Below are 24,837 nucleotides of genomic sequence, written 5' to 3' on the forward strand. Positions count from 1 at the left end.
ATCATTGCTAAAGCCATGCGTTTATGAAATCAGCCATGCAAAAAACAGCTGTTGTTTTAATTGCGTTCTTCCTTTGTATTCAAAGCAGCGCACAGATTTTTTTGCCTGTTGATGCAGAATCATCCATAAAATTCTCTATTAAAAACTTTGGACTGCCTACTGTTGGTCATTTTGCAGGGCTGAAAGGAAAAATACAATTTGATGCAGGTAATATAACATCCGCCAGTTTTGTGGTAAGTGTTGACGCCGCCTCTGTTAATACAGACAATAATACAAGAGACAAACATCTGCGAAAAGAAGACTATTTTGATGTTGCAAAATATCCTTTGATCAATTTTACTTCAACGAGTATAAACAAGGATGCGGCAGGTAAGTTTTTGGTGACTGGTAACCTCTCCATCAAAGGTGTAACAAAACAAATTTCGTTTCCGTTTACTGCAGGGGTGCAAAACAACGGGTATCGCTTTTCGGGGTCATTTACTATTAACCGGCGTAACTTTGGCGTTGGTGGCAACAGTATAGTGCTGGCAGATAATTTGCAGGTGTCTCTGGATGTTTTTGCTAAAAAGAATTGAGCTTTTTAGAATGGCTGATTCATACAACCTGAAACGGAAAAGGCGTTCAACTAATTGAAAAAAGTGGCACCGCACACCGCAGCTGCTTAGGAAGATACAGTACAAGAGGGCGATGCAACAATGCCCCACAATGCTTCCCTGCCCGGACCAATTATTTTGTAGCCGGATTTATTTCTCTTTGCTATCTAACTTTTGAAATGCATATAACATGCAGCTTACGTGCAGGGCCTGTGAGAACTCGTTGCGTTGTAACATGCTTCTCACCTCCTCTACCGGTACGAGATGGATGTCGATTTGTTCGTGGGCATCCAAACTTTGTGCGTTGACTTTTTTTCCGCCCGTGGCCAAAAACAAATGTGTATAGCCGCTTAACACACCGGGGTTGCCTGCTACTTTTCCTACCTCATCTATCTGGGTAAACTCGTAGCCTGTTTCTTCCAGCAGTTCCCTTGCAATGGCTGTTGCTGCATCTTCACCTTCATCTGCAAAGCCGCCGGGTATTTCGGTAAGCACTTCACCAACCGGGTGACGATACTGTTTTACAAGAATTACTTCTCCCTCTTCTGTCATGGCCATCGCACAAACAGTGGGCGGCAATTCTACCACAAAATAAGATGGTACCAATGTGCCATCGGGCATTTCGCACACGTCTTTACGGGCTGTAAAATAAGGATGGTTCGAAAGGTATTCGGTAGAAAGTATTTTCCAGTGCATATTGTTGCTTTAAAAATAAATCCGTTTAAAAACAAGCATTGCAGCAAGCCAAAGCGTTGCCATCTTACTGTTTTTAAACGGATACAATTACCAATTCATTCTTTGCCTTAAGGCAGTGATATGTGCTGTATGATGCCGGCTGTGCCATGCATACATACCCAGCAAGTGCCATAAGGTAATTTCTTTTTTTTGTTCGGGATGAAACACGGTTTTGTTCCACTCGTCTTCTTTAATATTTTCCAGCACCGCCACCCATCTTGTGTGCAGCGCAAACAATAATGTGAGCGATACATTAATTGGAATGGCTTTGCTGTCGTTTAACAATGCCCATGCGCCTTCATCGTATGGCTTTATTGTGGGGTTATTTTCTGTAAGCCCCAGTTTAAAACGGATGTAGGCATTCATATGGCTGTCGGCCACGTGATGTACCAGTTGCTTCACCGTCCAGCCGTCAGGGCGGTAAGGTGTTTCCAGCTGGTGTTCATCCAGGTTGATGACCGCATTTTCCAACTGGTTCGGCAGGTATTTAATATCAATGATCCACTGCTCCAGCTGCTTTGCAGAAAAGGGTTGTGGCTGATATTTACCAATGGGATACTTTAACTCTTCCATATTAGTTTTGTGGCTTTGTTGTATCGGGGGTGGATGGAGCCGGAGCCGGAGCCGGTGTTGCTGTTGCAGCTGCCGCTGGTTTAATACCCAGTAATTCCATTTCAAAAATTAAGGCAGCACCGCCGGGAATATCAGCGCCAGCGCCTCTTTCGCCATAACCCAATTCACTTGGAATAAATACTTTGAACTTATCGCCGATGTGCATTAACTGCAAAATTTCTGTCCAGCCCCTGATCACACCGCCTACAGGGATAGTTAATGGTTCCCCTCTTTTGTATGAGTTATCAAACTCTTTTCCGTCAATTAATGTACCTGCATAATTTGCTACCACTGTATCTACTGCTTTAGGTGTTGCTGAAGTCGCATCCCCTTTCTTCAATACTTCATATTGTAATCCGCTTGGCAAAGTAATTACACCAGCGCGCTTTTTATTGGCTTCCAGAAAGGCAGTTGCTTTTGCTTTTTCAGCCCCACTTTTTTTAGCTGCATTGGTCTGCAATTTTTGCTGGATACACATATTGGCCTGCTGATCATTCAGTGCTGCGGTTCTCTTTTTAAAAACATCTTCCATGGCTTTTTCCATAGCAGCGTATGTTATTTGGTCAATGCCCTGTTGTTTTAAATTGTTGGCTACGTTCATACCCAGTGCATAGCTGAAAGAATCAGTTGAACTTTTTAATGCGCTTACCGCTGGTTTAACTGCCGCTGTTACAGGTTTTGCTGCTGTAGCTGTTTTTGGCTTCGATTGCGCACTTACCTGCATACCTGTAATTGTAACCGCACAGGCCACTAAAAAAAATTGCTTCATTGTGTTGTTTTAATTGTTGATTGATATTTATTGAATATTGATTTTTAAACCGGTACAAAATTATTCTTCTCTTATTTCTTTTCCTGTCAGTTGAATAAATACATCCTCCAGGTTGGCGGATTTTACTTGCCTGGGTCTTTCAAAACCTGTAGCCACCAGGTCGTCAATCAGCTGATCAGGCGAAGCCAGCGCTATGATTTTACCTTCATCCAGGATGGCGATGCGGTCGCACAATTGCTCGGCTTCATCCATATAATGAGTAGTAATAATTACTGTGGTGCCTTTTGAGCGGATGCTTTTAATCAGCTCCCATAAACTTCTTCTTGCCTGCGGATCAAGCCCGGTTGTTGGCTCATCTAAAAAAACAATTTTAGGCTGGTTGATCAACGTAGTAGCGATCGAAAAACGTTGCTTTTGTCCACCGCTTAACTCCTTGTATTTATTCTTTGCCTTATCTTCTAAATTTACCAGGTGCAGCAGTTCCATTGGTTGTACCGGCCGGTTGTATAATCCCGCAAATAACTGTATCAGTTCCAGTAAAGTCAACCCCGGGTAAAAGCCCGATGTTTGCAACTGTACCCCGATTATTTTTTTGATGTCATCCGCTGCCGTATCCAGGTTCAGCCCGTCTACTATCACTTCCCCGCTCGTTTTATCCCGCAGGGTTTCAATAATTTCCAAAGTGGTAGATTTACCTGCACCATTAGGCCCCAGCAAACCAAATATCTCGCCTTCAAAAACGTCAAAAGAGATTCCTTTTACCGCTTCGAAAGTTCCGTAACTCTTTTGCAGATTTTTAACTGAAATAATGGTGCGTTGCATGTAAAACTCCGTTTGCTAAAAAAATTATTTGCAAATTAAGCGAATTTGGCCTGTTGTAAACCAATTATTGCCTGATGCTCCTCAGAATTGGCGTTTACTTTAACTTTTAAGCGCCCGAATAATGGTTTACAAAGCAAGAAGTGCGACTTTTGCAACTCAATTTATTTTAACAATTACTCACTCACCAATACCCGTAGTACAAATGAAGGTTTTTAAATTTGGCGGCGCCAGCATCAACAGCATTGAAAGGATACAAAACGTAGCACGTATTATTCAATCTTTTTCAGGAGAAAAATTACTAATCATTATCTCGGCCATGGGCAAAACAACCAATGGACTTGAAAAAGTAGCAGAAGCTTTTTTTGCCGGTGATAAAGAAATGGCTCTGCAGCTGTTTCACCAAATTAAAGAAGAGCATGTGAAAGTGCTGGCTCAATTAAACCCGGCAGCCACCAATATTTTAAGCGATTTATTTACCGAAGTAGAATGGTTGCTGCACGATAAACCACTGAGAGAATATGATTATTACTACGATCAGATTGTTTGTTGCGGCGAGTTGCTGAGCACTGCCATTGTAAGCAATTATTTAAACAGTATTGCTGTAACAAATAGCTGGGTCGATGTGAGGGATATTTTTAGAACGGATGACAACTTCAGGGAAGCCGGCATCGACTGGCAGTTTACTGAGCAAAAAGTACAGCAGGACATTGTACCGCTTTTTGAGAATACTGACATCGTCATCACGCAGGGGTTTGTTGGAGCTACCGATGAAAATGAAAGTACTACGCTCGGCAGGGAAGGAAGCGATTATACCGCCGCCATTTTCGCCAACATGCTGAACGCGGAAAGTCAAACAATCTGGAAAGATGTGGAAGGAGTGATGAATGCAGACCCAAAGCTGTTTCCGGATGCACAATTCATCGCCGCCTTAAGTTATACGGAAGTCATTGAAATGGCTTATTACGGGGCCCAGGTCATTCATCCAAAAACCATCAAGCCGCTACAAAACAAAAGTATTCCCTTGCATGTACGTTGTTTTTTAAAACCAGCGTTACCCGGCACCATCATCGGCAACGAGCCGGTGCGGAATCTTCCGCCCATAATTGTTTTAAAAAGCAACCAGGTGCTGATGCAGTTTAACTCAAAAGATTTTTCGTTTGTGGAAGATACGCTGGTAAGCAAGCTGCATGACTTATTTGTTGAGATAAAGATCAGGCCTAACCTTTCGCAAAACGGCGCTATCAGCTTATACTGCAGCCTGGATAACTGGCCTGAAAAAATAGAAAAGCTGGCACTTGCAGCAAGTGAATTATTTGATGTACAAGTGGAGAAAGACATTGTATTGCTTACTGTACGTCATTACACCGATGCTGTTGTTGCAAAACTTACCGCCAATAAAACAGAATTGCTCAGCCAGCGGACAAGAGAGACTTTGCAGGTACTTTTGAAAGATAAGTAGTATCGCAGAAGTGAATAAGCAATAGTGAATAGGCAATAACTCATCCGCCTTTTTATTCTTTAAACGATACCATCTGATAATTTGAATACAAAGTGCAGAAGTAAAATCAATCAATGATATAATGCCCGGCCTTATTGACAATGATTACCGGCAGTTTCTTTTTTTCTTCAAAATAGTCAAATGCTTCTTTTAAACTAATAGCGAATTTTTGAAGTCCCTGGTTTTCTTTGGTGGCCAATGCAAGGTATTCGAATGATTTTTTGTTACTGTATTTTACCGGAAAAACATGCACGGGAATAAAGTCCTGCCCGTTTTCTTTAGCCAGGCTGGTCATCACATACAATTCTTCTATGGGTTCATCACTGATTGCAATACATCCGGTAGACACACAATTGCCATGTATATAAATATTGTTGCCAGGCCTAAGGGAATCACTTAAAATCCGGTCGCTTGCGTTGGGATAATTCAGTCCAAGTGCCAAATGATAATTGCTGTTGGGATTAAATTCATTGATGTAGTAAAAGCCTTCCGGTACCTGGTAATCTCCTTCAAAACGTTTGGGGCCCATCGATCCGCTTTGCATGCAAACCTTGTAGGTTTTAAATAGTTTAAAGGTTTCCTTATCAGCGTTTTTTACCCACACTTCCAGTTGCTTATCGTATTTAAAACTGCGGATATAAACTTCTTCAGGGGGCCATTGCAATTTTTTTTGTTCAAACTGTTTTTTTAAACTGTCTTCTGTTTTACTGAAACCGTCAAATAATCTGCCGGTTGATTTTGATATGCTGATAAAACTGTTTTGAGCCGACAATCTACCTCCTGCTATTAACAGCAAAAACGATAAAGTAATTTTTAACAGCCGGGTTTTCATTATATAATAATTATCAGATATAACAGGTACATAAAAATAAGAATTTTATTGAAAGTTCATCGTTAAACATCCAATAAAACATTTGGGTTTTGCCGGTAAGGCGTTAAGTCGCTTTTATCTCCATTGAAGAATACACTTTAGTTGCGCATTTTAAAACGTTCCTGACAGTCCACCGGCTACAAAGTCCTTCAAAATATAATACTGATTATTACTTTAAACTTGCCATGTCAATTACAAACCGATATTTCACATCATTTTTCAACATTCTTTCATACGCTTCGTTGATGTATTGCATTGGTATAACTTCTACATCCGCCACAATATTTTTTTCGGCGCAAAAGTCGAGCATTTCCTGTGTCTCGTCTGTACCGCCAATCATAGAGCCGATGATACAACGACGATTTTTGATTAGTTCAAAAGTGTTTACTTTGGGTTGGTCGCTGGGCAAACCTACTACCAGTAACTTACCATTTAAATCCAGCAGCTTCAGATAAATTTCATAATCGTGGTTGCCGCTTACTGCATCCAATACCACATCAAAATGGCTCTCCAGTTTTTTCATTGCTTCTGTATCAGAACTCAGCACAAAATGATGCGCCCCCAGCTTACGGGCATCCTGTTCTTTAGAAGGTGACGTGCTTAACATGGTTACTTCTGCCCCCATCGCTACTGCAAACTTTACCGCCATGTGTCCGAGTCCGCCAAGGCCGGCTACGGCCACTTTATCACCCGGCTGTACATGGGCATATTTTAAAGGAGAATAGGTGGTAATGCCTGCGCACAACAAAGGAGCAACTCCAGCCAGATCAAGCGAATCCGACACATGATACACCCATCTTTCATCACAAACAATTTGTGTACTGTAGCCACCTTGTGCAATGGTTTTCTTATCTCTTTCATAACCGTTGTAAGTACCTGTCATTCCTTCTGCGCAATATTGTTCCATGTACTTTTTACAGGGTTTACATTCGCGGCAACTATCTATCATTACGCCTATCCCCGCTGTTTGACCTGCAGTAAATTTGGTTACACCACTACCCACCCCAATTACTTTTCCCACAATTTCATGTCCCGGAACCATTGGATACATGGAGCCGCCCCATTCATTCCTTGCCTGGTGCAGGTCGCTGTGGCAAACGCCTGAAAACAAAATTTCAATCAGCACATCCTGTTCTCTTAAATCTCTTCTTTCAAAATCAAACGGCGTTAATGGAGAGGCTGCGCTTTGTGCTGCATATGCTTTTACTGGTATCATCTTTTTAATTTTTATATTGTTATTTTTCTATAATCTGTATGCCTTCATTCCCTGCAATAATTACTTTAGTAACCAGGTTATAAAACAACGATGTTTCCACAACTCCGGTGATGTTTTTCATGGTCAAATTCAGTGATTCCAAATCAGGCCATTTGTCAAACCACACATCCATCAGATAATTACCATTGTCTGTAATGGTGGCGCCATCCTTCTTATTTCCCATGCGCAGATCGGTTTTTGTGCCGGGAAATAATTGCTGAATGCGTGCGGTAACATAGCGCAGTGCTTCGGGCAACAATTCAATTACCAACGGACATTGGGTCGTAAACCGGTCTACATATTTTGAATCATCGCCAGCAATAATAAACCGGGTTGCCATTGCCGCCAGTAGTTTTTCCCGGGTGTGGATGCCGCCACCACTTTTCAGCGCCTGCAAATTATGATCTACCTGGTCGCAACCATCAAAATACAAATCGATTTTTTCAACATCTGCTGCCGGCAATACTGTAAAGCCATTCTGCAGTAACAACTGGCGCGTTGTAAAAGAAGAAGTGAGCAATTGTATTTGTAATCCATTTTGAACCTGCTCCGCCAACCATGTTACCATATATGCAATGGTGGACCCGGCTCCCAAACCAATTATCTGCCCGGACTGTATCAACCCTGCAGCTTTTACTGCGGCAGCTTTTTTAAAATCCATGCTTCTCTTTAATTTATTATTATAATTTAATGTTGGCCGTTATACACACGAATGATTCTTAACTCAATATTGCAATGTCAGTACAAATATAAGTGCACCGTTAGTAGTTTCATTCACTGGTATAGATTTAACCTTTGCAACGGGATGTAAGTCATTCGCGGGGTAACTAAAATGTTTAAGTCCTTGCAGAAGGAAATTTTTACGGAGACAAAAGCAGCTATAAAAAAAGCTGCCTGAAATTAATCAGACAGCTTATTCCTCTTAAAAATCCCCGGGCTATTTTTATTTTAATCAGCAGTTTTCTGCTGCGCTTTTACACTACAATGCTGTTTGAGTACGTCCCATTCGCTCTTAAGCAAATTATCTACGTATTGGAATTAAAAAAGGTTGCCTGAGGGAAAAAATATTTTTTTCCTCCATCCTCTCTTTGCAAACATTCATGCATTAACACAGTCACTTCAACTCCGGAATGGAATTGCTGGATCTGATTTCCCGGAATTTCTTTGTACCCTTGGAGCCTTACTTCCTTTGCTTACCGCAATATTAAAACCACCGGTAAAATTTTACATTAGGTTATTAAATATATTTTTTATCCTGAGCAAAAAGTTATTTTTAGTTATGATAATTCCATTTTCTATGAGATTAGTAATTTTAAACGCATAATGTTGGATAAGGTAGAAAAGGAACGGTTATCCCGTTCAAACAATAATAAAAACTGGAAAAAGTGGGGACCATATTTGTCTGACAGGCAATGGGGTACCGTAAGAGAAGATTATAGTCCGAATGGAAATACGTGGAACTATATCAACCACGACCTGGCCCGAAGTTATGCTTATCGTTGGGGCGAGGAAGGCATAGCCGGCTTTTGCGACAGTGACCAGATTTTATGCCTGGCGCCGGCATTCTGGAACGGTAAAGATTCTATTTTAAAAGAGCGACTTTTTGGTTTAACCAACGGGGAAGGCAATCATGGTGAAGATGTAAAGGAACTATACTTTCATTTAGACTCCTCGCCTACCCACTCGTACTGCAAATTCCTTTACAAATATCCCCAGCAGGCATTCCCTTATCTTGACCTGGTAGATAAAAATAAAAAAGACCGGTTAAGCCCTGAATATGAATTGATGGATACGGGCATCTTTAAAGACAACCGTTATTTTGATTGTTATATTGAATATGCCAAAGATGAAATAAATGATATTTTGATGAAGGTTACGGTGCACAACCGCGGGCCTGAAACAGCCACCATCCATGTATTACCGCACCTGTGGTTCCGCAATTTCTGGAAACACAATCCCCGTTTTACCAGGCCCGAAATTGTTTCGCTTTCACCCAATTGCCTGCAAACAAGCTCGGCCCGCAATGGCAGTTTCTATTTTTATCACGAAGGTGGTGAGCAATTGTTTTGTGATAATGAAACCAATAACCAGCGGATGTACAACAGGCCGAATGACATGCCCTTTGTAAAGGATGGCATCAACAACTATGTCATCAACAAAGAGCAAACAGTCAATACAAAAAAACAAGGTACCAAAGCCGCCGTTTGGTTAAAAGAAACCATTCCCCGGGGCGCATCAGCCACATTTAAAATAAGGTTAAGCAAATACCAGCTGGAAAATCCATGGACTAAATTTGATCAAATTTTTGACAAGCGTCTGGCCGATACGGATCAATATTATGAGGAGCTCTCACCAAAAAAATTATCAACCGAACATCAAAGTTTGCTTCGTAGCACCGTGAGCGGTTTGCTATGGACCAAACAGTTTTATTACCTCGATGTATTTAAATGGTTGTTTGGCGAACCGGGTGAAACACCACCCCAGCGAAGTCATCAACGCAATTATGACTGGCAGCACCTTACCTGCCGCAACATTATTTCGATGCCGGATAAATGGGAATATCCCTGGTTTGCTGCCTGGGATCTTGCGTTTCATGCAGCCACTTTTATTCATGTTGATCCTGATTTTGCCAAGCAACAATTATTGGTTGTACTGCGGGAATATTACATGCATCCCAACGGACAAATTCCGGCATACGAATGGAATTTCAGTGACGTCAATCCGCCGGTACATGCATGGAGTGTTTGGTACGTGTATGAAGCGGATAAGAAAAAAACGGGCAAGCCCGACTGGGATTTTCTGGAAAGGGCTTTTCAGAAATTGCTCATGAATTTTACCTGGTGGGTAAACCAAAAGGATGCCAACGGAACCGATATTTTTGAAGGTGGGTTTCTTGGCCTGGATAATATTGGTGTGTTTGACAGAAATCATATGCCGCCCGGTATTAAAAAATTACAGCAGGCAGATGCTACCAGCTGGATGGCCATGTACGCTATCAATATGCTGCACATGTCGCTTGAGCTGGCACAGCACAACCAGGCTTATGAAGAATCTGCTGCCAAATTTTTCCGGCATTTTTTAAATATTGGCTGGGCCATGCACCACATGGGCAAGAAAGATATTTCCTTGTGGGACGAAGATGATGCTTTTTATTATGATGCCATACAATTTGAAAACGGCGCCAGCCAGCGGTTAAAAATCCGTTCTTTAGTGGGCATTATTCCATTATTGGCTGTTGAAATTATTCATGGCAGCGTGTTTAAAAATTTGCCTCAATTTAACACCCGTTTGGAAGTGATCAGGCTTACGCGGCCTGACCTGACACGGATCATTTCCGGCATTGATAACAAGAACAAGGATGGCAATTATTTATTTGCCATTATGATTGATGACCGCCTGGAAAGCTTACTGAAAAGGCTGCTGGACGAAGCGGAGTTTTTATCCGATTATGGCATTCGTTCGCTCTCCCGCTGCCACAAGGATAAGCCCTATGAATTTGGCTACCAGGGCAATAATTACAGTATTCAATATGAACCCGGTGAAAGCTCCAGTTCCATGTTTGGTGGTAACTCCAACTGGCGTGGACCCATCTGGCTGCCACTGAATTACCTCATCATTAATTCTATTCGTAAATACTATACTTATTATGGCGACAGTTACCACTTTGAATTTCCGGCTGGTTCGGGGAATATGTTAAGCCTGAAACAAATTGCCAATGCCCTGACTAAAAGAATTTTAAAAATATTTGAACGCAATGAAAGCGGGCAATTTCAATACCATGCCAGCGATCAGCCTTTATGGAGCAAGGAAAATTTTAAAGAGCATCACCTGTTTTATGAATTCTTTCATGGAGATACCGGCCAGGGTTTGGGGGCCTCTCATCAAACTGGATGGACGGCTTTGATTGCTAATTTATTGCTGGAGATGGATGAAGAATAAATTTGGTTAACCTGGCGTTGCAGGTATCATCAGGATTTGAATGTTACAATAACCGGAACATGATCACTGTACTGCTTCCAGAAATCATAGTCCCCAATTTCGACTTGTTCAATGCTGTCCATCATGTCAGAAGAAGCAAAACAATAATCAAGATGATAGGGTTTATCTTTGTGACGGTAAAGATAAAATGTGGGATGTAGCTCCTGCCCCTGCACCTGTTGATGATGCGAATGGTAACAGCTGATAATACCTTTTTGCTCCAGGTGCTCTACAACATTCGAATGATTGCCTTCCCTGTATTTTCTATCCCAGATGGAGTTGCTGTTAAAATCGCCAATGAGGATGGTTTGTTTTGTCTTTATTTTTTTGTCGTAATGATGAAGGGCTTTCCAAACCTGCTCAACATATTGTCCGTCCGGATCTGCCGGATTGTTTGCCCAAACTGCATACAAAGTAAAGTCGCAATGGCCACCGGTAACCGCAATAGGTATAATCATTTTTAATTCCGGGTTATGATTTTTAAGCAGTTTTAATTTGAAGCTGCCATACGAAAAAATACCAAGACCCTTATGTTGATTGGTGCCGTACCAAAGCATGTCAGTTGGCTGCTGTATACCTTCACCAAATGCCAAATTTTTAATGCATTCACATTCGGGAACAATTAAAATATCTGGCTTATACTTCAGGATGAAAGACGCCTTTTTTCTAAAGGCCATATTGCAGTTCCATGTAATAATTGTCATGACCCGGATTACTTTTTAATTATTAAACCGCAAGAAGCTTTACAAAACCCCCTTTCATATTCGCGTATAACAATTGCTGCTTTTTAGCCGTTGTTAAATTGCCCGAAGTGCCAGAGAATGCCGGACGGATCATGTAAAAAACACTCGCTGCCCCAGGTGTCGTTTTTAACGGGCGTTAATCTAACACCGGCATATTTCTCCTCCAGATTCAAAGCAAGTAACTCTTTCCAGTAACGGTTAACATCATCTACTTCCAAAAAAATCATCGAATTATCAATCCAGTCCTTCACCCAGGCCTTCTGCAAATAAAACCCCAGCAGGCCGGTTTTAAACAAACACATATCAGGTGACAGTACTATTTCTTCAAAGCCAAGGTCCCGGTAAAAGGCTCTTGAAAGTTCATAGTCTTTTGCGCCAATGAATGGCCGGATTGAAATGGCTTTATGGTTCATTGCTTTATATTTTTTTCAGTGAATGTTATCTGCTCCTGTTTTAAGTATTTATTATAAGCTAAAAACACGAACTATTTCAAAGCAAGATAATATATTTTGTCGCAGTTGTTCACCGCTAAACGGTGTTCAGTAAATTTGGTAAACAATAAAATTCATTACATGTCAAAACAAACCCAATCATCCCGCAGGCGTTTTTTGCAACAGATCGGTGCCACTGGCATGCTGGCTGTAGCTGCCCCGTTAAGCACTCTGGCTGCACAGGAAAAGGCAGAAGAAAGAACACTGTTTTATGAAAAGAAAATTTCAACAGGCGATACCATCCGCCTTGGCGTAATCGGCTATGGCATACAGGGGCATTTTGACCTGGACACGGCGCTGAAAGTACCGGGTGTGGAGCTGGCCGGTATTTGTGACTTGTATACGGGCAGGCTGGTAAATGCAAAAGAAAAATTTGGCAACAATCTTTTTACAACAAGGAATTACAGAGAGCTGCTGGACAAAGCTGATATAGATGCTGTGATTATCGCCACCACGGATTGCTGGCATGCCCGCATTGCAAAAGATGCACTAACAAAAGGCAAAGCTGTGTATTGTGAAAAACCGATAGTGTACAAAATAAGTGAAGGTGCTGGTGTAATTGAAGCACAAAAAAAATCGGGTAAAGTATTGCAGGTAGGCAGTCAGCGGGTAAGCAGTATTGGCCTGGCAAAAGCAAAAGAATTATTAGCTGCCGGTGAAATAGGCAAACTAAATATGGTGAATGCGGTGTACGACCGGCAAAGCTCCATCGGTGCGTGGGAGTATACGATACCAAAAGATGCCAATGCAGAAACCACCGACTGGAATAAGTTCATTGAGGTAACAGCAAAAATGGAATATGATTCTAAAAAGTTTTTCTGGTGGCGTGCGTTTAAAGAGGTAGGTACAGGCGTAGCGGGAGATTTGTTTATTCATTTGCTGAGTGGCACACATTTTATAACCAATTCAAAAGGCCCGCAATCTATTTACGGTTCGGGCCAGTTCAGTTATTGGAAAGATGGCCGCAATATGCCGGATGTTATGGCTGGCGTGATGCAATATGGTGATACACCCGAGCATCCGGCATTTCAGTTAACACTGCAGGTAAATTTTATCAGTGGCACAGGCGGGCAGGAAGTGATACGGTTTACAGGGTCAGAAGGTGTGATGGAAGTAAAAGGAAATGACATCAACATAAAGCATAGCCTGATGCCTGAAGCGCCTGGCTTTGGCGGCTATGATTCTCTCTTTACTTTTTCAAAAAGTATGCAGGAAGAAATGCAGAAAGACTACGATGCAAAGTGGACAGCCGCACAAAAAAAGCGACCTGTAAAAGACGATGTAACATTTAAAGCCCCGAAAGATTATAACGAACATTTAGATCATTTTACCAATTTCTTTGACTCCATACGGACTGGTAAGCCGGTGGTAGAAGACGCCATTTTTGGTTTCCGGGCAGCAGCGCCTGCCTTATCGTGCAACGAAAGTTATTTTCAAAAAAAGATCATTCAGTGGGATCCGGTTAATATGAAACTGGTATAACATTCATACATCCCAATATTACAGCACAGCACTTTTAAAAACGCTGTGCTGTTTTTTATTTACAGGGTCAGTCTCGTAATTAACAAAATATAATGTCAGCAAATAACTTTGCAGATAAAAAATTGATTTGTTTACGCTGGTGATATTACCATTGCTATTCGCTCTTGCTTACTGCTTGCTTAACTATTGCCTTGTTATAAACAAACAATAAAACAATATACACCAACCACACAATGGAGAATGCAATGAGACCCTTGAGATTGGATTGCACATCTTCCGGATCAAAACGACCGTGTATTTTTACATGCAATAATTTGTTGGAATATTCCTGCGCATACTCAACACCTATTCCAAATAAAAAAAGGAAAATAAATATCAATACATGAAGGGTTACTTTTCTGCCCGCAAAAAGTACATTCAAAAAGGCAGCCGCTAAAAAATAAAATGCAGCGTGCAGTTCCTTGTCAATATGCCGGAAGCCGGATGGCAGCTTTACCATGAAACCAATAACAGATGCTGCTAGAAAAGCAGTCACCAACAATATTTTAATCCAGTTATTGATTGGTAATTTCATTGATTGATGACATGTGTTAGGTGTCAAAAATAGGACTTCAGTCTCACTAACAATACTTTCAGCAAACAATGTTTCTGTTAAAAAATAAGCAAGTAAAAATTGCAGGATTGAAAAACAAAGTTATGGCTGGAGCAAAGTCTTTTGGTTACCTGTTGCTCATTTCCGGTAAGGATAATTTCTATCGTCGGGAATATTGTTTACAATAATTGCCACGAGTAACAGAACTAAAACGCCACTCATTACAGGGGAGAGTACATAATAAAAGCCCAGGCTTTTTATTTTTTGCGAACCGATATTAGCTATCAGTGCCGTTGCACCGCCGGGCGGATGCATTGTTTTAGTTATCTGCATGGCCACAATAGAAAGCGATACCGCCAGGGCAGAACACAACCACATTTGATTGGGCAATATACATTGTACCGTTACACCAATTATCGCACACACCAAATGCCCGCCTACCAGGTTGCGGGGCTGTGCCAGCGGGCTGTTGGTGGCGCCAAACACCAGCACGGCCGAGGCACCAAATGATCCAATCAGGAAAACATTATCACTATCACTTAATTTAGTTGTCTGTAGCAATCCAATTAATCCAATCCCGGCAAATGCGCCAATAAATGTCCACAGGTGATCAATGGGTTCTATAATAGTTTGCCGGTACACAACGTATTTAGCCAAACGGTAACTCCGCTTTATTTTTTTCTTCACTGATTATTTATTTTGGATAGAAGGGCCAGGTGTGGCTTGTAAAAAACAACGGCACATTTATATCTCCACGTCCGTTTTATTCAACTGTTTTAATTGCTTGTCTTTACTAATGTTCATCAGTCGCTGGCCACGGACCAGCATTTTAAGGCCTTGCTTTTTTAACGATATGGAAGGTTGTTTTCGTTCATGCTGCTGCGCCTCCCGGCTGTAAGCGCCTATAATATCTGAGTACCCAAGTACGCCGACAATTTTATTCTCTTTTGATACAATGGGCAACACATCTACATTTTCTGCCGCCATTTTTTCAACCGCCGCCTTCAGGCTGCTGTTAACGGATAGACAAATATTTTTTCGCTTAATGAGCAATCCTACCGGGCTTGCAATATCATGCTGGCTGTTGAATAAACTGGATGAACTGATGATGCCTTTAAAATTGCTTTGGCCATCTGTTACGATAAAATAATTCGCTTTGTTTTCATCCTCATTCTCAATCCAGTTTCTAACTTCTCCTACTGTATTGTCATCACTTAACAGCACCGCATCACCTTTCATCACATCTGCTACCATCTTTTTATTTAAAATATCAGGCTCAAAATGATCCGGTGTTTGCACCCCTCTTCTTACAATTTTTTCTGTCATGATGGTAGTTTCCATCAACAGAAAAGAAACAAAATAGGCACCCGTGCAGGCAGCAATCAAAGGCAGCAACGCATTGTACTGCCCCGTAGTTTCCAGCGCAAAGATGATGGAAGTAATAAAGGCTCTTGAAGCGCCCGCAAACATGGCTGACATACCAATTAAAGCCGCCATCGGTATGGAAATGCCCGACGAAGGAAACAGGCTGAGCCAGGCGGCACCCAGCAAGGCGCCGGTAGCACCGCCGATCGTTAACAGCGGCGCTAATGTTCCGCCCGAAGTGCCACTGCCCAATGCCACAGACCACGATAAAAATTTAAAAGCACATAACGATAAAATAATGGCAACAGATAAATTGCCTGAAAGGATATCAGTAATGTTTTCGTACCCTACTCCCAACGTACGGGGATTGATGTACCCGACCGCTCCTACCATTAACCCGCCAATTGCAGGCCACCACATCCAGTGCACCGGTATCTTTTCAAAAATATCTTCAATGAGATAAACAACTTTTGTTGTGATTACGGCAAGTAAGCCAATGATCATTCCTATCAGGCTGTAACTGAACAGGGCGGTGTTGGATGATGGTAACATTGTTTTTGCAACCATAAATACCGGTGCCGCGTCAAATAAAAAATGGTGGCCCGCTGCGCCTGTTATGCAGCCCAGTGCCACCGGGATAATGGAACGGGGCGAAAATTCAAACAACAACAATTCTATCGCTAAAAAAATTGCAGCGAGGGGGCTGCCAAATATGGCAGACATCCCCGCTGTGGCGCCGGCAGCCAATAATATTTTTCTTTCGTGATGGGTAATATGCAGCAACTGGCCAAGGGTTGACCCCATTGCACCACCGGTTGCGATGATAGGCCCCTCCGCACCAAAAGGTCCGCCGGTACCAATGGCAATGGCCGCAGAGACAGGCTTCAGGTAAGTGATGGCGGGTTTAATTTTACTATTGTTGGTCAGCACCTGTTCCATTGCTTCAGGTATCCCATGGCCGCGGATGGCTTTAGATCCGTACATGGCCATCAACCCCACAATAATTCCACCGATAGCAGGCACCAGTACAACCCACAAACCAAGGGCATTTCCCAACGGGCTTGCATGAGCAGTGGAAAAAATTCCGTGAAAAGAAATATTGGTGACAAGATTGATAAGGCCCACCAATGCTTTAGCGATAAAACTGATGCAAACGGCAATGCCAATAGCCAGCACCGAAATCAACACCACCCGTTTCCTGTTCTGTGTTTCACGGGGATGAATATTTTCCGACTCCAGTGTGGAGATTAAAGACGTTGATAAAGGAATTGTTTTATTACCAAAAGCGTGTGTACCCATTACTAACCTGTAATTTTTTGCAAAGGTCTGCCACATCGGCCAGCAATGAATTGCCATTTGGCAAGTAATGAATTATCGTTTTGAAATTTCTTTCCTGATCCTGCTAAGGGAAGTATTGGTAACGCCCAGGTAAGAGGCAATGTATTTAAGGGGTGCATTTTGAAAAACATCCGGACTGGAATGTATCAACAGGTTATACCTTTCTTCCGCCGTATCCTGCACCATGGATAGCATGCGTTGTTTTAAATCTGCATAAGCGGTCACCAGCATAGACCGGCCAAATTCCCTGAACTCAGGCATGGAATGAAAAGCGATTTGCAGATCGGCAAAACTGATATACCAGGTACTGCAATCAGCAAGTGCCTGAAAATTTTCTTTGGTTGGCCGTTGCTTAAAGAACGAAAACATTTCGCACACCACCTGTTTATTGGAATAAAAATTGGTGGTAACGTCATCTCCGTTTACATCATGCGTATACGACCATACAAAGCCTTCATCTAAAAAATGAAACTCCTGGCATATCCTACCCTCCTGCAACAAAAATTCATTTTTGGCAACGGTCTTTTCCCGGAACCTGTCTGCAATTTCCACTGCCTTTCGCTGCGACACCGGAATAGTGGCATGTATGTACTGAAGCAAGTTTGTTTTATCCCGGCTCATCATCATTTAAAACGTTTATAATAAACTTCCTCAAATATAACCACCAACAGTCATTTTTACCATTCGGGTTTATAATAATACCGCAATAGTAAATGCATGGGTAAATATTGCTAAAATCAAAGCTATATAGTGGTTATACAATCATAGATATTATCTATAAGAGTATAAGATTTATAAATATCAATTATCAAAAGAACAGGCTACATTTGACCTTTAAAAATTTATAAACCTAGCAATATGGAAAATGTAACTCCACAGGGCACCAAGGCCCTCAACGTAAATGATGATGGACCAAAATGTCCGTTTCATAGTGGTGCTCTTAAACAAAGCGCTGGCAGCGGCACCAGGAACCGTGACTGGTGGCCCAACCAGTTAAAATTGAATATCCTTCGTCAATACTCTTCACTCTCCAATCCAATGGGTGAAACATTCAATTACGTTGAGGAGTTTAAAAGCCTTGACCTGGCTGCTGTTAAAAAAGATATTTTTGAATTGATGACTACTTCGCAGGAATGGTGGCCCGCAGACTACGGTCACTATGGTCCTTTCTTTATCCGCATGGCATGGCACAGCGCAGGTACGTACCGTATCTCCGACGGCCGCGGTGGTGGCGGATTTGGAACGCAACGTTTTGCGCCCCTTAATAGCTGGCCGGATAATGCCAACCTGGATAAAGCCCGCCTGTTGTTATGGCCAATCAAAAAGAAATATGGCAAAAAAATTTCCTGGGCAGATCTGATGATCCTTGCAGGTAACTGTGCCCTTGAGTCAATGGGATTAAAAACCTTCGGCTTTGGTGGTGGTCGTGCAGATGTTTGGGAACCAGCAGAAGATGTGTACTGGGGTGCTGAAAAAGAATGGCTGGGTGGCGACAAACGCTATACCGGTAACCGGGAACTGGAAAACCCGCTGGCTGCTGTGCAGATGGGATTGATCTATGTAAATCCCGAAGGTCCTGATGGTAAACCTGATCCGGTTGCTTCTGCCCGCGACATACGTGAAACTTTTGGCCGCATGGCGATGAATGATGAAGAAACAGTGGCATTGATAGCCGGCGGGCATACATTTGGTAAAACACACGGCGCTGCAGATCCTGGAAAATATGTTTCTCATGAGCCTGCAGGTGCCGGCATTGAAGAACAAAGCCTTGGCTGGAAAAATACTTTCGGCAAAGGCAATGCAGGCGATACCATTACAAGCGGCCTGGAAGGTGCATGGACTACTACGCCGACAAAATGGAGCAACAACTATTTCGAAAATCTTTTTGGCTTTGAATGGGAACTCACCAAAAGCCCGGCTGGCGCACAGCAATGGAAACCCAAGGATAATGCAGGCGCCGGTACCGTACCGGATGCACATGATCCATCTAAGAAGCATGCGCCCTTTATGCTTACCACTGATATCGCATTAAGAGCAGATCCGGTGTATGAAAAAATTTCCAGGCATTTCTTCGAAAATCCTGATCAGTTCGCAGATGCATTTGCCCGTGCCTGGTACAAACTAACGCACCGCGATATGGGTCCCATCACCCGCTATCATGGTCCGGAAGTACCAGCCGAAGTATTGATCTGGCAGGATCCGATTCCAGCTGTTACACATGAACTGATCAACGATGATGACATCACTTCATTGAAGAGTAAAATATTGGCATCCGGACTTTCTGTAGGTCAGCTGGTATCAACTGCCTGGGCTTCCGCATCCACCTTCCGTGGTTCCGATAAACGCGGGGGTGCCAATGGTGCACGCATTCGCCTTGCCCCCCAAAAAGACTGGGAAGTAAATGACCCGGCGCAATTATCAAAAATATTGGATACGCTTGGTGGCATTCAGCAGGAATTCAACAGTGCACAGCCTGGTGGCAAAATGGTTTCAATGGCAGACCTGATCGTGCTGGCAGGATGTGCAGGCGTAGAGCTGGCTGCAAAAAATGCTGGTCACGATATTAAGGTGCCATTTACACCGGGCAGAGCCGATGCATCACAGGAGCAAACCGATGTTGAATCGTTCGAAGTATTGGAACCAAGTGCAGACGGCTTCCGCAACTACATCAAATCAATACACACGGTATCGCCTGAAGAAATGCTGGTGGACAAAGCGCAGCTGTTAACGCTCACTACTCCCGAAATGGTAGTATTGGTTGGCGGAATGCGTATGCTGAACACCAACTACGACCAGTCGCAACGTGGTGTATTTACCAATCGTAAAGATGCACTTACCAATGATTTCTTTTTAAACCTGCTTGATCTTGGAACGAAGTGGCATGCCACTTCCGATGCACAGGATGTTTTTGAAGGAGTTGACCGTTCAAGCGGTGAACGTAAATGGATCGGTAGCCGTGTTGATCTGATCATCGGCTCCAACTCCGAATTGAGGGCTGTTGCTGAAGTATATGGTTGTGAAGATGGACAGGATAAATTTGTGCAGGACTTTGTTGCCGCATGGACCAAGGTGATGAACCTGGACCGTTTTGATCTTGCATAATTTCGAAGCAATATTATCAGGAAGGTGGTCCGTTACTGGACCACCTTTTTTAATTGCTGTCTTTAATCTTATTAGCTAAACGCAATTATTTATTTTTTTGCAGCCAGCATTTATTATCAATTAAACATCGTTGCGTCGCACACTTTTACAGCATACCATTGGGCAACTTTATCGAAGCGGAGTTTTAACTCTGATCTGCCTTCATCTACCTGGCAGCCTGCTTCTTCGCCCATTCGTCCATTGATTTTTCAATAATATCCAACGGCATACAACCATCTTTTAAAAACTCATCATGAAAGGCGGCGAGGCTGAATTTGTCTCCCAGCAATTGACTGTATTTGTTCCGAAGCTCCCTGATTTTTAATGCCCCGGTTTTATAACTCAATGCCTGTGCAGGATATACCATATAACGTTCTATCTCCGCCACGGCCCCCTCTTCACTAATGGCTTCATTTTGCATCATGTATTGGATGGCTTCTTCCCTTGTCATTTTACCGGTGTGCATGGCAACATCGACCACCAGCCTGATGGCCCGGTGAATTTCGTCGCCCAATGCACCCATATGCTGGTAAGGGTCAGTGTACAGGCCCAGTTCCTTTCCTAAACTTTCGCAATACAATGCATAGCCTTCGCCATAAGCGCCATACCAAATAAAGCGGCGAAAAGCCGGCAATGATTTATTCTCTGTTTGAATACTCGTTTGATAATGGTGCCCGGGAATGGCTTCATGCAGAAATAAACTTTCCATACCACTGGTAGTATTGAATTTGGTAGCGTCAACAATAGGCACATAAAAAATACCAGGCCTGCTGCCATCCGGCAAACCCGGGTAATATTCCGCACTGGCACTTGCCGCCCTGAAGGCTTCTGTTTGCCTGATTTCAAATTTTGTTTTGGGCGTTAGCGTAAACATTTTTTTAAGGTTCGGATCAATGGTTGCCTGGATCTTTCTAAATGCATTCAATACTTCATCCGCCGTTTTATAAGGCATGAATTGTTTATCCGTTTTCATAAAAGAAAAAAAAGAATCAAGGCTTCCTTTAAAACCCACTTCATTCTTAATCGTTTCCATTTCCGTCCTGATGCGTTTCACTTCTGAAAGTCCTGTTTGATAAATGGCATCCGGCGTTTTGCTGGTGGTGGTCCAGTATTTAACCAGGTACCTGTACAAGGTATCACCTCCCGGCAATGCGTTGATGCCGGTACTTGTTCTTGCCTTGGGCAAATATTCCGTTTGTAAAAAATCGCCCAGGTTTTTATAAGCCGGTACAATCATGTTATTGATCATAGCGACGTAGGCCGCAGTCAATCTTTTTTTATCAGCTTCAGGAAATGCAGCAGGCATCAAATGAACGGGCGCATAGAATAAACTTTTGGTGGCATCGGCAGTCACCATGTCTTTCATTTGAGGAATCATTTTTATCACCACTGCTTTCGGCAGCACATAATTAATTGCCATTCCTTTTTTAAAATACACAATAGCACTGTCAGCCCAAGCCGAAAACGCGGCCGCTCTTTGCAACCAATTGTCATAATCAGTTACTGTTTTAAAAGGCTGGTTACCGCTACCCGAACCCATTTGCCCGAAAGAGATGGGAACGCCGTTAAACTGATCAAATGGCATGTAACGGTTATCTGCTATGGCTGAGCTCCCCATAAAATTCAGCGCAAGACCTTCCAGCGCCATATCCATTTCATACTTGAAAATGGCGTAGCTTTTTTTATCATTGTCATTCAGCGTCACCGGGTCAAACCTGCTGATCGAATCTTTATATCGGCTAAAAAAATGGTTCAGCTTTGAACGGTAGCTGTCTGTAAAATCTGCAGGCAACAAATTATTAAAGCGCTGGTCCCCGTTTACGGTTGCTTCCACCGGAAACAATTCCATTCTTTCATTAAAATAGGTATCCAGCATTGTAGCTAATGCAGCATTGGCGGATAGGGCTTTAGTGTTGTTTGTTGAGTTTGAATTACATCCCGCAAAAAACATGAGCGTGATCGCCAGGTAAATTATTCTTTTCATGTTGCTGTTTTAAACTATGAATATAAGACTAAAAAACAAGGGTGGCAGCAGTACACGTCACCTTTAAAAATACCTTTTAACCAATAGTGCGACGAATGCCCCTTATTCTGCGACGCAGAGCACATGTTGCATTTAAACGAAGGGCTCCATTCAACATCTTATATACATTGAATCACTTTTTAAAATTTACAATCATGAAAAAGATTTTTACACTTGCTTTACTTACTGCAGGTACTATCAGTATCGCTGCAGCACAATCAAAAGATAAAAGATACAATCCTTATAACAGTAATAAAAATGAAACAAATGCTGTGGTAATCGATTACAATCACCAACGGGGTTTTGATAAAAACAAAGGCGATGCCTACAATGTTCCTTCCTTTTATTTTAAAGAAAAAGAACAGCAGATTGAAAAGATCAACCGCACATTTGACTGGAAAATTGACGCCGTTAAAATGAACAGGCATTTAAGAGGTTTTGAAAAAAACAAACAAATCCGCATGCTGGAAAACCAACGCAAAGAAGCAATTAGCCAGGTACAATATAGATACGAAACAAGCAATCACCACAATGTTGGATTCGAAAAAAACGATCACCATCAATGGTAACCTGAGTTCAGATGCTTATTTTATAGTAGTAACAATTTAAAACAAACACAATGAAAAAATTAGTCGTAATACTTACAGCAATGGTGGCTTTTAATGCAGCCTCTGCGCAACAACATAATAATAGCAACTACAGAAATGATCCGTACGAAATGAATAACACAAGCCACAACGATCGCTACGGCAGCCAGTACCATGACTACGCTTACAATGAAAACAGCCGCAACAATGATGAGCATAACCGTGATCGTATGGACAGGCAATATGATGAAAGGAACAATGACTACAGAAATAACCGATCCATGGATAGCCGCGAAAGAGGCGGCCGTATGAACCAGGGAAGACAACAAAGAAGGGGTGCGTCATTCGGCACCGGCGTAACAATAGGAGCAGTTGCCGGAGTGTTGCTAGGCGTATTAATTTCTCACTAGTTTTACAAAACAAGTAATTAAAGGCTGGTACAATACCAGCCTTTTTTATAAATAGTTATTTCACTTTCCGTATACCATGGCGCTGGTTTACTGCTAAAAGTAGCAATTGCTGGCGCAACAGTTTATAGCCACTTTTTTAATACGCCATTGTTGCTATCGATCACCACAAGAGAAGAACCCGATCTGCAAATAAATCTTCACAAAAATGACCAACATATTTGTTTGTCCTGGTGCTACATTTTTACAAATAATTTTTCAGATATAATTTTTCCATTTAAGGAGAGCAATTTTACAACGTAGCTTCCTTTCGATAAATGACTGATCTCAATTTTTTGTCCGTCAACATAAGGGCTGACAATTTTTACAGTAACCCCATCTACGGAGACAATTTTAATTGCCTTTAAATCCATTGGATAGTCACAATAAACCTGAATGAACTCTCCTGAAGGGTTGGGTACAACCCTTAAACCTGCTTTGGTTTTGAATATCAATTTCCTGGTTTCAGAATAATCGTTTGTCCCATTTTTATAAATCATTTTCAGGCGATATAAAGCAGTTCCGCCAACGCCGTAATGTTTAAAACGATAGGTATGGTTAACACCTTCAGCAAACACCCTGGCTAAATCAATAAATGATGTACCCGCTCCGGCATATTGAACAATATAGCTATCCAAATTAATTTCGTCTGCAGCTTTCCATTGCAACACCGCCGCATTTGCATCTGTGGAACAATTAAAATACTCCAAATTAACAGTTACAACCTGCATCGGTGTTACCCGCATATTATCTGCCATAAAAATTACACCATAATCCTGGCAGGTGGGCGGGCGGCTGTCGTAATGCACCACAACGCTATCAAAACCCTGCTGAAAACTGCAACGCAGGGTATCAACCGGCCAGGTTCCAGGGTTGCTTGCCGTTTTAGTATTGGTGCCAACTAAACTACCATTCATGTAAGCCGTTACCCGCATGGTTGCCGCATCATCGCAGCCCAGTTCCTGGCAGGAATACATGATAGAGAAATCCGTAAGTTTTGTGTCGAATCGTACCAGCAGATCTGCAAGGAATATGCTGTTAGGGTAAATAACCCTGCCCGAAAACCCCTGTGGCGTAAAACCGAGGACGTTGGCATCTTGTATAGAATATCCCTGACCTGTACCGGTTAACCGGTCCGTGATGCCGTTAGCGGTTTGGCTGATTGGAAAACCTGAATGAAGCGGGGCATTATCAAAATCAAAAAGTACCGACTGTCCAAATGCAGTGGTAAAGAACCCGGCATATATGCAATGCACAACCATTGCAATTAAATGGCTGCAAATTCGTGATTTCATTTTCAATAATTATGAAGGTTTATAATTATTGTTTGAAAGTAGCAACGATGAGAAATCAAAACAATGACTACCATCACTCAGATTTGTAAATCCCGTCAGTCAAAAAACCTCTGCTCTGATACCCCGGCTGTAATCGTGCCATCCTGTGCCGGTTTAATAACACCGGCTTCTGTTGCAGCGTGGTAATTATTGCAGGTTGTT

Annotated in this window: 22 protein-coding genes; 7 read left to right on the plus strand and 15 right to left on the minus strand. The window is 42.3% G+C overall.

All coding sequences use genetic code 11. The annotated features are described in order from the left end of the window. Positions 1–23: 23 nt before the first annotated feature. Complete coding sequence (locus JWR61_RS19675) at positions 24–575, plus strand: YceI family protein (protein WP_301929430.1); 552 nt, start codon at positions 24–26, stop codon at positions 573–575. Between the two features lie 168 nt (positions 576–743). Here JWR61_RS19675 and JWR61_RS19680 read toward each other — a convergent pair whose 3' ends face one another. From JWR61_RS19680 to JWR61_RS19695, 4 genes are all read right to left on the minus strand, one after another. Next, positions 744–1,289: an NUDIX hydrolase gene (locus JWR61_RS19680; RefSeq protein WP_301929431.1), complete on the minus strand. Its 546-nt coding sequence runs from the start codon at positions 1,287–1,289 to the stop codon at positions 744–746. 87 nt (positions 1,290–1,376) lie between these two features. Continuing rightward, positions 1,377–1,901 carry a YfiT family bacillithiol transferase gene (locus JWR61_RS19685; protein ID WP_301929432.1) on the minus strand — a complete coding sequence of 175 codons (525 nt, stop codon included), beginning with the start codon at positions 1,899–1,901 and terminating at the stop codon, positions 1,377–1,379. A 1-nt stretch (position 1,902) separates the two neighbouring features. Further along, positions 1,903–2,709 carry an FKBP-type peptidyl-prolyl cis-trans isomerase gene (locus JWR61_RS19690; RefSeq protein ID WP_301929433.1) on the minus strand — a complete coding sequence of 269 codons (807 nt, stop codon included), beginning with the start codon at positions 2,707–2,709 and terminating at the stop codon, positions 1,903–1,905. A 60-nt stretch (positions 2,710–2,769) separates the two neighbouring features. Continuing rightward, entirely contained in the window at positions 2,770–3,531 is a 762-nt protein-coding gene (locus tag JWR61_RS19695; protein WP_301929434.1) for an ABC transporter ATP-binding protein, read from the minus strand. A 202-nt stretch (positions 3,532–3,733) separates the two neighbouring features. Between JWR61_RS19695 and JWR61_RS19700 the strand changes: the two genes are divergently transcribed. Next, positions 3,734–4,990, plus strand: coding sequence for an aspartate kinase (locus JWR61_RS19700; protein WP_301929435.1), 1,257 nt, complete (start codon positions 3,734–3,736; stop codon positions 4,988–4,990). 106 nt (positions 4,991–5,096) lie between these two features. Here JWR61_RS19700 and JWR61_RS19705 read toward each other — a convergent pair whose 3' ends face one another. From JWR61_RS19705 to rpiA, 3 genes are all read right to left on the minus strand, one after another. Further along, complete coding sequence (locus JWR61_RS19705; protein ID WP_301929436.1) at positions 5,097–5,825, minus strand: murein L,D-transpeptidase family protein; 729 nt, start codon at positions 5,823–5,825, stop codon at positions 5,097–5,099. A 244-nt stretch (positions 5,826–6,069) separates the two neighbouring features. Continuing rightward, complete coding sequence (locus tag JWR61_RS19710) at positions 6,070–7,116, minus strand: NAD(P)-dependent alcohol dehydrogenase (protein WP_301929437.1); 1,047 nt, start codon at positions 7,114–7,116, stop codon at positions 6,070–6,072. Positions 7,117–7,135: 19 nt separating this feature from the next. After that, positions 7,136–7,816, minus strand: a complete 681-nt coding sequence (gene rpiA, locus JWR61_RS19715; RefSeq protein WP_301929438.1) for a ribose-5-phosphate isomerase RpiA — start codon at positions 7,814–7,816, stop codon at positions 7,136–7,138. A 662-nt stretch (positions 7,817–8,478) separates the two neighbouring features. Between rpiA and JWR61_RS19720 the strand changes: the two genes are divergently transcribed. Beyond that, positions 8,479–11,094, plus strand: a complete 2,616-nt coding sequence (locus JWR61_RS19720) for a glucosidase (protein WP_301929439.1) — start codon at positions 8,479–8,481, stop codon at positions 11,092–11,094. 29 nt (positions 11,095–11,123) lie between these two features. Here JWR61_RS19720 and JWR61_RS19725 read toward each other — a convergent pair whose 3' ends face one another. Then, entirely contained in the window at positions 11,124–11,837 is a 714-nt protein-coding gene (locus tag JWR61_RS19725; protein ID WP_301929440.1) for an endonuclease/exonuclease/phosphatase family protein, read from the minus strand. An 83-nt stretch (positions 11,838–11,920) separates the two neighbouring features. Continuing rightward, on the minus strand, positions 11,921–12,289 hold the full coding sequence (locus JWR61_RS19730) for a VOC family protein (RefSeq protein ID WP_301929441.1): 369 nt from the start codon (positions 12,287–12,289) through the stop codon (positions 11,921–11,923). Positions 12,290–12,448: 159 nt separating this feature from the next. Between JWR61_RS19730 and JWR61_RS19735 the strand changes: the two genes are divergently transcribed. Beyond that, a complete protein-coding gene (locus JWR61_RS19735; protein ID WP_301929442.1) occupies positions 12,449–13,849 on the plus strand; it encodes a Gfo/Idh/MocA family protein in 1,401 nt (466 codons plus the stop codon). Positions 13,850–14,003: 154 nt separating this feature from the next. Here JWR61_RS19735 and JWR61_RS19740 read toward each other — a convergent pair whose 3' ends face one another. The 4 genes from JWR61_RS19740 to JWR61_RS19755 form a co-directional block, all read right to left on the minus strand. Beyond that, the gene (locus tag JWR61_RS19740) at positions 14,004–14,423 is read right to left on the minus strand and encodes a hypothetical protein (protein ID WP_301929443.1); all 420 of its coding nucleotides are present in this window, start codon (positions 14,421–14,423) and stop codon (positions 14,004–14,006) included. Between the two features lie 156 nt (positions 14,424–14,579). Further along, the gene (locus JWR61_RS19745) at positions 14,580–15,128 is read right to left on the minus strand and encodes an HPP family protein (protein WP_301929444.1); all 549 of its coding nucleotides are present in this window, start codon (positions 15,126–15,128) and stop codon (positions 14,580–14,582) included. A gap of 57 nt (positions 15,129–15,185) precedes the next feature. Next, positions 15,186–17,105: a chloride channel protein gene (locus JWR61_RS19750; RefSeq protein ID WP_301929445.1), complete on the minus strand. Its 1,920-nt coding sequence runs from the start codon at positions 17,103–17,105 to the stop codon at positions 15,186–15,188. Between the two features lie 72 nt (positions 17,106–17,177). Further along, positions 17,178–17,771: a Crp/Fnr family transcriptional regulator gene (locus JWR61_RS19755; RefSeq protein ID WP_301929446.1), complete on the minus strand. Its 594-nt coding sequence runs from the start codon at positions 17,769–17,771 to the stop codon at positions 17,178–17,180. A 231-nt stretch (positions 17,772–18,002) separates the two neighbouring features. Between JWR61_RS19755 and katG the strand changes: the two genes are divergently transcribed. Next, positions 18,003–20,246, plus strand: a complete 2,244-nt coding sequence (gene katG / locus JWR61_RS19760) for a catalase/peroxidase HPI (protein WP_301929447.1) — start codon at positions 18,003–18,005, stop codon at positions 20,244–20,246. 205 nt (positions 20,247–20,451) lie between these two features. On the opposite strand, the gene JWR61_RS19765 is transcribed toward katG, so the two are convergent. Then, positions 20,452–22,269, minus strand: a complete 1,818-nt coding sequence (locus tag JWR61_RS19765; RefSeq protein WP_301929448.1) for a DUF885 family protein — start codon at positions 22,267–22,269, stop codon at positions 20,452–20,454. A 194-nt stretch (positions 22,270–22,463) separates the two neighbouring features. Here JWR61_RS19765 and JWR61_RS19770 point away from each other — a divergent pair, with 194 nt between their 5' ends. Both JWR61_RS19770 and JWR61_RS19775 read left to right on the plus strand, forming a co-directional pair. Further along, entirely contained in the window at positions 22,464–22,877 is a 414-nt protein-coding gene (locus tag JWR61_RS19770) for a hypothetical protein (RefSeq protein WP_301929449.1), read from the plus strand. Positions 22,878–22,927: 50 nt separating this feature from the next. After that, positions 22,928–23,305 (plus strand): hypothetical protein, encoded by a 378-nt coding sequence (locus JWR61_RS19775; protein ID WP_301929450.1) that lies wholly within the window; start codon positions 22,928–22,930, stop codon positions 23,303–23,305. A gap of 233 nt (positions 23,306–23,538) precedes the next feature. Here the strand turns inward: JWR61_RS19775 and JWR61_RS19780 are convergent, their stop codons facing one another. Then, positions 23,539–24,636: a T9SS type A sorting domain-containing protein gene (locus tag JWR61_RS19780; protein WP_301929451.1), complete on the minus strand. Its 1,098-nt coding sequence runs from the start codon at positions 24,634–24,636 to the stop codon at positions 23,539–23,541. Positions 24,637–24,837: the final 201 nt, after the last annotated feature.

It is taken from the genome of Ferruginibacter sp. (genome assembly GCF_028288465.1).
Classification (GTDB): domain Bacteria; phylum Bacteroidota; class Bacteroidia; order Chitinophagales; family Chitinophagaceae; genus Ferruginibacter.

Bases quoted from the DNA above. Each gene is read 5' to 3' on its own strand.
- katG (WP_301929447.1), top strand. From the start codon at position 18,003: ATGGAAAATGTAACTCCACAGGGCACCAAGGCCCTCAACGTAAATGAT.
- JWR61_RS19775 (WP_301929450.1), top strand. From the start codon at position 22,928: ATGAAAAAATTAGTCGTAATACTTACAGCAATGGTGGCTTTTAATGCA.
- JWR61_RS19725 (WP_301929440.1), bottom strand. From the start codon at position 11,837: ATGACAATTATTACATGGAACTGCAATATGGCCTTTAGAAAAAAGGCG.
- JWR61_RS19740 (WP_301929443.1), bottom strand. From the start codon at position 14,423: ATGAAATTACCAATCAATAACTGGATTAAAATATTGTTGGTGACTGCT.
- JWR61_RS19770 (WP_301929449.1), top strand. From the start codon at position 22,464: ATGAAAAAGATTTTTACACTTGCTTTACTTACTGCAGGTACTATCAGT.
- JWR61_RS19680 (WP_301929431.1), bottom strand. From the start codon at position 1,289: ATGCACTGGAAAATACTTTCTACCGAATACCTTTCGAACCATCCTTAT.
- JWR61_RS19685 (WP_301929432.1), bottom strand. From the start codon at position 1,901: ATGGAAGAGTTAAAGTATCCCATTGGTAAATATCAGCCACAACCCTTT.
- JWR61_RS19765 (WP_301929448.1), bottom strand. From the start codon at position 22,269: ATGAAAAGAATAATTTACCTGGCGATCACGCTCATGTTTTTTGCGGGA.
- JWR61_RS19780 (WP_301929451.1), bottom strand. From the start codon at position 24,636: ATGAAATCACGAATTTGCAGCCATTTAATTGCAATGGTTGTGCATTGC.
- JWR61_RS19700 (WP_301929435.1), top strand. From the start codon at position 3,734: ATGAAGGTTTTTAAATTTGGCGGCGCCAGCATCAACAGCATTGAAAGG.
- JWR61_RS19690 (WP_301929433.1), bottom strand. From the start codon at position 2,709: ATGAAGCAATTTTTTTTAGTGGCCTGTGCGGTTACAATTACAGGTATG.
- JWR61_RS19695 (WP_301929434.1), bottom strand. From the start codon at position 3,531: ATGCAACGCACCATTATTTCAGTTAAAAATCTGCAAAAGAGTTACGGA.
- JWR61_RS19750 (WP_301929445.1), bottom strand. From the start codon at position 17,105: ATGGGTACACACGCTTTTGGTAATAAAACAATTCCTTTATCAACGTCT.
- JWR61_RS19735 (WP_301929442.1), top strand. From the start codon at position 12,449: ATGTCAAAACAAACCCAATCATCCCGCAGGCGTTTTTTGCAACAGATC.
- JWR61_RS19675 (WP_301929430.1), top strand. From the start codon at position 24: ATGAAATCAGCCATGCAAAAAACAGCTGTTGTTTTAATTGCGTTCTTC.
- JWR61_RS19730 (WP_301929441.1), bottom strand. From the start codon at position 12,289: ATGAACCATAAAGCCATTTCAATCCGGCCATTCATTGGCGCAAAAGAC.
- rpiA (WP_301929438.1), bottom strand. From the start codon at position 7,816: ATGGATTTTAAAAAAGCTGCCGCAGTAAAAGCTGCAGGGTTGATACAG.
- JWR61_RS19710 (WP_301929437.1), bottom strand. From the start codon at position 7,116: ATGATACCAGTAAAAGCATATGCAGCACAAAGCGCAGCCTCTCCATTA.
- JWR61_RS19720 (WP_301929439.1), top strand. From the start codon at position 8,479: ATGTTGGATAAGGTAGAAAAGGAACGGTTATCCCGTTCAAACAATAAT.
- JWR61_RS19755 (WP_301929446.1), bottom strand. From the start codon at position 17,771: ATGATGATGAGCCGGGATAAAACAAACTTGCTTCAGTACATACATGCC.